This is a genomic window from Microcystis sp. M53603_WE2 (assembly GCF_030065435.1).
In genome coordinates, this window is the sequence record NZ_JASJFF010001026.1 from 1 (window position 1) to 9,703 (window position 9,703).

Here is a 9,703-nt window from a genome sequence, read left to right on the forward strand (position 1 = left end):
ATTTAAACTATCGGGATTATATTGATATTCTCGCTCTAGATAAATCAGAATCCCTGGATCGATCGAACCGCTGCGGGTTCCCATCATCAATCCCTCTAGGGGAGTAAATCCCATAGTAGTATCGATACTTTTACCCCCCTTGACTGCCGATAGGGAAGCACCATTGCCCAGATGACAGATCACCATTTTCAAGGATTCCAGGGGTTTTCCTAACAATTCGGCGGCTCGTTGGGAGCAGTACTGATGACTGGTGCCATGAAAACCATAGCGACGGATTCCCAGTTCACTCCATTGGTAGGGAATGGGATAAAGAGAAGATTCGGGAGGGATAGAACGATGAAAAGCGGTGTCAAACACTGCTACTTGAGGAACATCGCCCAAAACTTGCTCGATCGCTTCAATTCCTTCTAAATGAGCGGGATTATGGCTAGGAGCAAGGGGGATCAGCTTTTTAATCGTTTCTTTGACTTGGGGAGTGATCATAGTTGCCTGGGAATATTCCGTGCCACCATGGACAACTCGATGACCGACTATACTAATGTCTGCGAGGTTGGCTACTACCTTAGTTTCGCCAGTGACTAAGGTATCTAACATCCGAGCAATTCCTGCCGGACGATCCTGACTAGAAAGATTAATTTCCTGTTTAATTCCCTGAGCTTTTACCGTTAAAACCGCGTAATCAGGGTTAACTGTCCAATCGATCCCCGCTGCCCAAATTGGTTGGGGAGGATGGGAGGGGAGAATATCTAAATCGTATAAACAACTTTTTTGACTGCTCGATCCCGCATTTAAGACCAGAATTTTCATAGAAAAGCTCAATTAGGAGGTGGCCTATGGCGATCATAATCAAACTCAGGTTAAGTCTAGATAAAATCGCTGACTTTTCGGGTTTTTCTTCAAGAAAATTTTATCCGGCTGTGATCACCCATCCCTGACTCGGGCAATATTACAAAACTTTATCAAAAAAAAGTCAAAATAGAGCCTCTAGGGTTATAAAATAGAAGAATACCCCTTGTGAAATTAATCCAAGAAGCTACCTCTGATGCAAGTTAAGGCCTCTATAGTGGATTTAGAGCTAGTTCTCGTCCTTTTCACCAGTGGAATGTCAACATCGCACCACGAATCTCTAGAACGGAATTTTTGCGTATTCTAGATAACCGTGATTACTAGAGGATTTCTTAAGTATGTCAGAGGTTACTGCCGTTACAGATGCCACCTTTAAAGATGAAGTTTTAGATAGTGCCGACCTTGTCCTAGTGGATTTCTGGGCTCCTTGGTGCGGCCCCTGTCGAATGGTGGCTCCCGTTGTGGGAGAAATTGCCGCACAGTTCGAAGGGCAAGTCAAGGTGGTGAAACTCAACACCGACGAAAACCCCATTATCGCTAGTCAGTATGGGATTCGCAGTATTCCCACTCTGATGATCTTCAAAGGAGGTCAAAAAGTTGATATGGTGGTCGGGGCTGTACCGAAAACCACTTTAGCTACCACCATAGATAAACACCTGTAGAGGAGTTGACTAGGTTTTCTGGTAACGCATACCGGGTAACTGAGTCACTAAACCGATTAATTCTAATTCCAATAAGATCCCCGCCACTTCTGAGGTGGGGATTTGCATTTTTTGAACAATAATGTCAAACAACAGGGCATCTCTGTCAAATAACTGATAGACTTGTGCTAGTCTAGGTTCTAGATTGACTGGAGGAGCAGCATTAACGACCGGGGATGTCTCTAGAGGGAGTGAAGGGGAGAGATTAACCGGTGCGGATTGGTTCGTGGTGGGAATTGCCCCCAACATTTCTAATAATTTCTCCTCAGAAACGATAATTTCTGCCCCCTGATGAATCAGTTGTAAACAGCCCCTAGCGGCGGCAATATCGGGAGAATTGGGTAAAGCATAGATATCGCCGCCGAATTCGTTAGCATAACTGGCCGTAATCAGGGAGCCAGACCTTTCGGGGGCCTCGATAACAATAGTCGCGCGACTTAAACCGGCGATAATGCGATTACGACTGGGAAAATGGGCTTTATTCGGTTGAGTTGCCGCAGGATGTTCACTAATGACTAAACCCTGCTTTTGGATGTCCGCGTGTAGCTGCCGATGACGACTAGGATAAACCACATCGACCCCCGTTCCCAAGACGGCAATCGTCCTTCCCCCCGCTTTTAAACAGCTTTGGTGTGCCTCGCCATCAATTCCTTCGGCCATACCAGAAACAATAGTAAATCCCTGTTGGGCCAAAAGGGTACTTAAGCGCCGCGCCCAGCGCCGGCCGTGATCCGTGGGGTTACGAGTACCCACAATGGCGACGGTGGGGATATTTCCCTGATTTTCCTCTAAATTGACCTTTCCTTGATAGTAAAGTAAGGGGGGAGGACTGGGAATTTCCCAGAGAAAGCGGGGATATTCTGGGTCGCTAGGAGTCCAAAAAAGGGGGTTTTTCTGGATATGTTCGGCGAAAAGAGCTTCTGGGTCAATTTGCGATCGCCCTTCCCGTACCGCTACCATTAACTTTTTGCCAAATCCCGCCACTTCTGCGATCGCAGTATCGGTGGCATTCCAGGCCACAGCGACACTGCCAAAATGCTGATAGAGTCGCTTCAGGGAAATTGGCCCAACTCCAGCAATACTTGACCATGCTAACCAATAAACGCGATCGTCTGTCAATTTGAAAAAGCTCCTCAGACCAAGTAATATTTTCAGTCGGTTAAAACTGACTGCGGCCAGATGACCTTAATTTATTTTAATCTTGCCGGAATCCCTTCCATTAGTTGTTGAGGTATTGTTGAGCCTCGTCAATGTCTTTCACTTTTTTAAAATGTGAATAAGTTGTTCTTGATCTTTTCGGGGAAGTTGTTCAGTTGCTTCTAGTATTTCTGCAAAAGTGGCTTGAGTCATGGTTTTAGTTGGTTATAGTGGTCTTTGGAGCCAATTGTAGCAGTAACGGTAGAATATTTTAGTATAGCGTAACGGATAATAATATGAAAATGTCTAAAATGTTTCACATTAAAAGGCACGTTAGGTAACGTATCCTAAAAGATCGGTGGTTGCGTTTTTTCAAGAAAAATGCTAGGATATCTAGAAGTAGAGTAAATGAGTTATTATGTCATCTTTAGTGCTTAAACAGCATATTGAAGTAACACCCGGTGTTTGTGGCGGTAAACCTCGTATTGCTGGACATCGTATTAAGGTACAAGACATTGTTATTTGGCATGAAAGAATGGCGATGTGTCCTGATGAAATTGTTTATAATTATCCAACGATTACTTTAGCTGATGTTTATGCAGCTTTAGCTTATTACCATGATCATCGAGAAGAAATTCGCCAAGATATTGAATCCAGCGAAAATTTTGCTAAACAGTTACAAGGGGATAAACCTTCATTGGTCGAAAAACTTTTAAAGGGAAATAATGGCCAATAAGCTTAAGTTTCACCTAGATGAAAGCGTCTCTAATGCGATCGCTAAAGGTTTAAGAATGCGAGGGATTGATGTTACAACTTCTCCAGAAAAAGGACTGATGGGGTCTTCCGATGAGGAACAATTAGCTTATGCTTTATCGCAAGGCCGAGTCATTTTTACTTTTGATGATGATTTTCTGGTTTTGTCTTCAATGGGATTAGAGCATTGGGGGATTATTTATTCACATCAACGTCAATCTATTGGCAAAATTATTAGTGATTTAGTTTTAATTTGGGAATGTTTAGAGCCTGATTATATGTATAAAAATGTTGAGTTTTTATAAAAATCATAATTCAGAGAAAAAAGGTAGGTTGGGTAACGCAATTTACAAGATTGAATCTTTACACTGTGATTATATTCATTACAATCCTGTGCGGCATGGGTTATGTTTAAAACCGTAGTATTGGCCTTTTCCTGGTGTTTATCGTTTCATTGATTGAGGGCTTTATCCGACCGATTGGGGAGTGACGGAAATACCCATTATTCCTGATAATATGGCCGATGAGTAACCGTAGAATGGGTTAGCATAGCGTAACGTATAAAGCGGATAAATTTATCGTAATTTAAAGCTAAAAACTGCGTTAAATAATGCCCCCGAAGAAATCAGTGATCGTATTTTTTTTAAGAACGTAGAATATCGGACAAAATATCTACAATTAAGGTTTGTGTTTTTAATGATAATGAGCCTAGTTCACGCTGAATCAGTGAAGAGCGAAGTGTTACTAAATGATCGAGTCTGATGGCTGACGATTGGCGAAGACCACTGATCATAAAATCTGGATTTTCTGGTCTCAGAATAATATCTGTATGAAGGGGATTTTCTGGAATACGACTGGTAATTAGGGCAAAGATAATGTGTTGATAGCCTCCAATTTGATTGGTTAGGCAATAAGCAGGACGAACCTTACTGGAAGATAAATCGTCGAAGGGAAATTGAATTAATACAATTTTACCCTTCATTAGTTACAGGTTGTCCATCGTTAAGGGTATAAATATCTTCTTCGGGATCTTGCAGAAAAGCAAAGCTAGGGTTATGGGAAACGGCATCTAGCCAGTTTTTTTCGTTCAGTTCATCCTCCGACATCAAAAGAATGACGCGCACAAACCGATCTTTTTCTTGGGGAATAGGATGATCAAGTTGAATTTGCCCTTGGGTATTGAGGATACCAGTGGTTTCAATCGCACGCATAGCAAAACCTAAAAGAAGTGATTCGATTCTAACATTAAAGTAACCTTGAAAAGCGGTGACGGGCAACTACAGCGATCTCCATTCTCAGGCTCGCCCTATGGCTCTCCTCGACTTTGTGTGATAATCAGTGCTGATTATTCCTTGTAGTTTTGCCAGACAAGGGTTTAAAGACTATATTTCCAGAAAATTATCGGCTGCATCTCCTATTTGTGACTTTCCCTCACCTATAGGTGAGCAGTAGAAGTTATTCAAAGAGGGCGAATGCAATTCGCCCCTACAATATTATTGCGCCAATGGTGGCTCCCAACTGATAACAGTTAACAGTTAACTGTTAACTGATTGGGGGAGATCGCACACAACACGAAAACCGATATCGTTGCGAATATCGGCAACGCTTTTGCCTCGATACGCTGAGCTATAGGCCAAAGGGTCGCGGCACCACGAACCGCCACGCCGTATTATTGATGACTTATTAGTTATATTGTTATCTCTCCATGCAAGACTGCCATTTTCTCTAATATTGTCTGGTTTGCGAGCATAACTTTCATGATTTTGATCAGCACACCATTCCCAAACATTGCCGTGCATATCATAGATTCCCCAAGGATTAGGCCGCTTTTCCCCAACAGGATGGGTTGTATTATTTGAATTACCATCAACCCAGGCATAATCTCCTAGTTGCTCTTTATCATCGCCAAAACTAAATCGGGTTTTTGTACCAGCGCGACAGGCATATTCCCATTCTGCTTCTGTAGGCAAACGGTAGTTTTTTCCGGTTAACTGGCTCAATTTTTCACAAAACTCTTGAGCATCAAACCAATTAATGGTTTCTACCGGGTTCTGGGGATTTCCTGAAAACCTGGAAGGATTATATCCCATCACCGCTTGATACTGTGCTTGGGTGATAGGATATTTGCCTATCTGAAATGCTGGCACAATTACTTCATGTATCGGTTTTTCATTCTCATTCTCATTAGAACCCATGTTAAATTTACCAGCGGGTATATCCACCATTTCTGGGTTAAAGTTTGGTAAAATTACAGTTTCAGGTTGCCGAATTATCTTGGGCGATACTTGTAATAATTTATCAACATTTATCTCTGCCAAGCTAAATTTAGAGTTAGCTGCCGATTTTTCATGACCGTAAGCCATTAAAGCTTTAAGCTTAGTATGACTAGCCCAATAGCGAATCGACTCTTCATATTCTTGGGTTTTTTCTTCATCTAGTGCAAATTTTTCTAATTTTGCTAAAATTTGCTTATCATTTTCCAAATCTGACAATAACAATGGCCATTTTAAACTAATGGCAGTAAATTTACCTAACTGTTCAAAAGTCAAAGAAGGCTCTAACAAATTATCATCCTTGTCTCGCTCCTCAAAAAATAAACCAGTTTCATTAGCGATATAAACCTTGAGACGAAAGACATTGATAAAGTGTTTAATCCGTCGCGGATTGTAATCCAATGCGGGAGCTACCATCATAATGACATTCCGCACTGTTTGGGAATCTCTATTATCAGATTTGTTGACTTGAATCGCTTCTAATCGCTTAATTACAGATGCTCGTGCTTTCTCTTTTTCGGTTTGTTCAGATTCTATCGAAGGATTATCTAGAGACAAGTTTTTTAAATCACTTGTCTGATTACTTGTTGGGGAAGTGAGATGCTTTTGCGAATTATTTCTCCAGGGTAAAGCTAACTTAAACTTACCCCAGAATGACTGAAAAAATGTAAAACGAGGTTTAGCTGGCTGTAAATTGGGAGGAGTTGAAGTAGCAAGCTGAATCAAAAAACGCTCAAAATCTGACCGGGATGGTTGGGGAACTAAAAAGGGAAGCTGGACAAACTTTTCAATAAAGGTATAACCATAAGCTAACCCTTTATTAGCACTACGTCTGGCCAAAATATCAGGATCAATTTCTGTGATTTCCGACGGTAAATACTTGAGAATGTTTTCGTATTTGACAGCTAAACTAGCGGCTACTTTTTCTCTGTCCATTCCTAAAATAAACACCACTGAAGGATCATCAGCAATCATCAAGTTAATCGCTTGCATCAAGTCCGCTGATTTTGGATGTTCACAACGATCTAAATCGTCAATAAATACATATACCCGATCATTGCCAATATAAGCATCGACAATTTTAGCAAAATCTTCATGAAATTCTTCTACAAATGCCGATTGTTTTTTATAATCTGGGGCTTCTATGTATTTAATTAGGTTGTTTTTAGGGTTTTGGAGTAACCTTTGAAAATTTCTCAATAAACTCTTAATACCAGCGAAAATCCCCGCTCCTGATAAGGTGACACCGACCGCAGTAAATAATAACTTAAAAACTGAATTAATTTTGCTCCAAAAAACATCTTGAGAGGTTGCTGCTCTGATTAATTCGTTAATTCCTTCAACTCCATAAATGATTAAAATAAAAGGAATGGCAATTGAGGCACAAATCACAAAAATTATTACTGGTAAAGCTTTAATTAATTCAAATAAGCCTTTTTCTAGGTTAAAACGCAATAATTGTAATTTAAAGTGTCCTAGGATAATTCGAGGCAAATCTCGCCAATTTTTGGGCGTAGAAATCTGCTTAATAAAAGACAGCGCAAAAGCTGCCCATACCGACTCCGCTTTATCGTGTCGCCAAGCATTAAACCAAACCGTCCGACCTCCCTTTTCTCGTAAATATTCCTCTAACATTTTCATAAAAGAAGACTTGCCACTACCCCACTCTCCCTCAACCGATAAAGTTAGGGGTGGTTGTGTCTGCTGATGCAACAAAAATTCAGCGATCGCTATTACATAAGGCTCAAATCCGAGAGCATCATTATTAGTCGCTTGATCGCTGACGCTAGTATTGCGGATAGATTCAGGAAAATCGGACATGGTAGTTATTTTTAGGTGACAGAGAACGGAGAAGAAAATAGATTACCTTAAGTAGCTGGTTATAATTAAATTAAAAATAGATTTTAGGTTCGATCCCCCCTGCCCCCCTTGATAAGGGGGGTGCCGATCCCCCCTTAGTCCCCCCTTTAATCCCCCCTTGATAAGGGGGGCATCTGATAATTTTTAACGCCTACCTACTTATCAATCCGAGAAACGCTGTATATAGCCTCCTATGCAACAAAAAAAGCAACGAAGAAAAGACATTTTTATAACATTATCTAAACCCTATAGGTTCTGTCAGGTAGGGGATAGAAGATTTAACTTAGTGTCTATAGAGTTATTGGGGTTTAGTTTTACTAGGAATCAGAATTAATGACCAGTAAGTAGCAGCCTCTGGATCGACTTCTGTAATCGGAATAATTTGCTGATTGGGTAAGGTTGCTCGTTCGATGTAGAGGGCGCGTTCTAATAATCCTAATTCATCGAGAATATCGCGAACTTTAGCGAAATGTCTGCCTAATTTAATAATCGCCGCTGCATCAATAAATACTAGGCGATCCCGCAATATTTCCGCCTCTAAAGTAGCGGGCATGATACTAAATACGTCATTTCGATAAGTGATAGGTACACCCAGCATTGCTGCACTTGCCATCACTGAAGAAATACCCGGCACGACTTCAATTGAAAAGCGATCACACAAGCGATTAAAGATATACATAAACGTGCCATACAACATCGGATCGCCCACACATAGCACCGCCACATCTAGACCTAAGTTTAACTGTTCGGCGATATTTTCGGCGGCAATATCATAATGAGGTTGAGAACTGCGCTCGACACTAAAAGGTAAAGGCATGGGAATTTCTATCTGCTCGGGACGGATAAAATCCGACACAATTGCCCGTGCCAAAACTTTGCCACTTTCTAAGGTAGGATAGGCAATTACCGGAACAGTTGTGAGAATCCGGTGTGCTTTTAGCGTCAACAATTCGGGATCGCCGGGCCCGATTCCTAATCCATAAAGTTTGCCTAATTTATTCATAATTCGTTCTCTTTTGCTAAAGCATTGACTGCTGCTGCCGCGATTGCGCTGCCTCCCCTACGTCCGTGCAGGGTAATAAATGGCACGCCACGACTATTAGTTGCTAATTCTGTTTTCGACTCTGCCGCTCCTACAAATCCCACGGGAAAGCCTAAAATCAAAGCTGGTTTATCTACATTTTGATCGAGCAATTCTAGTAGGCGAAAAAGTGCGGTTGGTGCATTACCAATGGCTACCACCGCTCCAGCTAAATGAGGTCGCCAAAGTTCTAAAGCGGCAGCGGAGCGGGTATTATTAATTTGCCGTGCTAACTCGGTCACTTCTGGATGATTGAGGGTACAAATAATCGGATTATTTTTAGGTAAACGGGCTTTGGTAATGCCATTAGCGACCATTTGAGAATCACAGAGAATTGCTGCACCCCCAGCGAGGGCATTTCGTCCGATTTTAACCGCGTCCGGTGATGCTTCTAAATCTTTTGTTATGTCTGTCATCCCACAGGAATGAATTAGACGAACCGCCACATGAGCTAAATCATCGGGGAGATTTTTCCAGTTAGTTTCAGCCCGAATAATAGCAAAAGATTTGCGGTAAATTTCCTCACCATTCTTAATGTATTCCATTCTATTCATCTAAATTTTTCGATTTTTGGGAGCTTAAAATTTGGGCTATGAGCGGGGGAATCTTGGTAAATTCTCCCTCAAATATGGGTGTTTTTAAGAATTTTTGACTATCACCCACATAGACTTGATAAGCTTCCATTATTTGGCCATTTTCCTCGATGGTAGTTCCTAAAAGGGTAATTTCGGCTAGACCTGGTTGAGCGCAGGATTTAGCACAACCTGTCAAATGAATATTAACAGGAGAATTGCAGGTTAAGCGTTCTTTCAAATAATCTGCCAAGAGAGAAGCATGAATTTGAGTTGCAGTGGCCGCCGCTGCACAGCCCGGTTTACCGCTACAGGCAACTATCCCCGCATCCCATCCAAGAGAAGCGGATAATCCTAGTGATGCCAGTTTTGGCAACAATTCTGACACTTTTTCATCGGGAATATCGGGTAATATAACAGTCTGCCAAGGGGTTAATCGTAACTGACCACTGCCAAAAGTTTCTGATAGTGCCGCTAATC

General features: G+C 41.6%; 11 protein-coding genes. 3 read left to right on the forward strand and 8 right to left on the reverse strand.

Annotation, left to right across the window (positions count from 1 at the left end):
• Positions 1-807: acetate/propionate family kinase (locus PX481_RS21610; protein ID WP_288095919.1), on the reverse strand; the 807-nt coding region annotated here is incomplete at its 3' end.
• A gap of 377 nt (positions 808-1,184) precedes the next feature.
• On the opposite strand from PX481_RS21610, the gene trxA reads away from it, so the two are divergent.
• The gene (gene trxA, locus PX481_RS21615; protein ID WP_002759773.1) at positions 1,185-1,508 is read left to right on the forward strand and encodes a thioredoxin; all 324 of its coding nucleotides are present in this window, start codon (positions 1,185-1,187) and stop codon (positions 1,506-1,508) included.
• 9 nt (positions 1,509-1,517) lie between these two features.
• On the opposite strand, the gene dprA is transcribed toward trxA, so the two are convergent.
• Positions 1,518-2,666 (reverse strand): DNA-processing protein DprA, encoded by a 1,149-nt coding sequence (dprA, locus tag PX481_RS21620; RefSeq protein ID WP_288027022.1) that lies wholly within the window; start codon positions 2,664-2,666, stop codon positions 1,518-1,520.
• 436 nt (positions 2,667-3,102) lie between these two features.
• On the opposite strand from dprA, the gene PX481_RS21625 reads away from it, so the two are divergent.
• On the forward strand, positions 3,103-3,420 hold the full coding sequence (locus tag PX481_RS21625; protein ID WP_002750425.1) for a DUF433 domain-containing protein: 318 nt from the start codon (positions 3,103-3,105) through the stop codon (positions 3,418-3,420).
• Positions 3,410-3,742, forward strand: coding sequence for a DUF5615 family PIN-like protein (locus PX481_RS21630; protein WP_002736383.1), 333 nt, complete (start codon positions 3,410-3,412; stop codon positions 3,740-3,742). Before PX481_RS21625 ends, PX481_RS21630 begins: the two co-directional genes overlap by 11 nt.
• Before the next feature lie 338 nt (positions 3,743-4,080).
• Here PX481_RS21630 and PX481_RS21635 read toward each other — a convergent pair whose 3' ends face one another.
• From PX481_RS21635 to PX481_RS21660, 6 genes are all read right to left on the reverse strand, one after another.
• The gene (locus tag PX481_RS21635; protein WP_002759771.1) at positions 4,081-4,419 is read right to left on the reverse strand and encodes a type II toxin-antitoxin system PemK/MazF family toxin; all 339 of its coding nucleotides are present in this window, start codon (positions 4,417-4,419) and stop codon (positions 4,081-4,083) included.
• A complete protein-coding gene (locus PX481_RS21640) occupies positions 4,409-4,648 on the reverse strand; it encodes a hypothetical protein (RefSeq protein ID WP_002750429.1) in 240 nt (79 codons plus the stop codon). Before PX481_RS21640 ends, PX481_RS21635 begins: the two co-directional genes overlap by 11 nt.
• 324 nt (positions 4,649-4,972) lie before the next feature.
• Complete coding sequence (locus PX481_RS21645) at positions 4,973-7,531, reverse strand: SUMF1/EgtB/PvdO family nonheme iron enzyme (RefSeq protein WP_288095921.1); 2,559 nt, start codon at positions 7,529-7,531, stop codon at positions 4,973-4,975.
• Positions 7,532-7,868: 337 nt separating this feature from the next.
• Complete coding sequence (gene cobI, locus PX481_RS21650) at positions 7,869-8,573, reverse strand: precorrin-2 C(20)-methyltransferase (protein ID WP_288095923.1); 705 nt, start codon at positions 8,571-8,573, stop codon at positions 7,869-7,871.
• Positions 8,570-9,196, reverse strand: a complete 627-nt coding sequence (locus tag PX481_RS21655) for a precorrin-8X methylmutase (protein ID WP_043999110.1) — start codon at positions 9,194-9,196, stop codon at positions 8,570-8,572. Before PX481_RS21655 ends, cobI begins: the two co-directional genes overlap by 4 nt.
• Position 9,197: 1 nt before the next feature.
• Positions 9,198-9,703 (reverse strand): ferredoxin-like domain-containing protein (locus tag PX481_RS21660; RefSeq protein WP_502888625.1); only part of this gene is annotated, 506 nt, incomplete at its 5' end.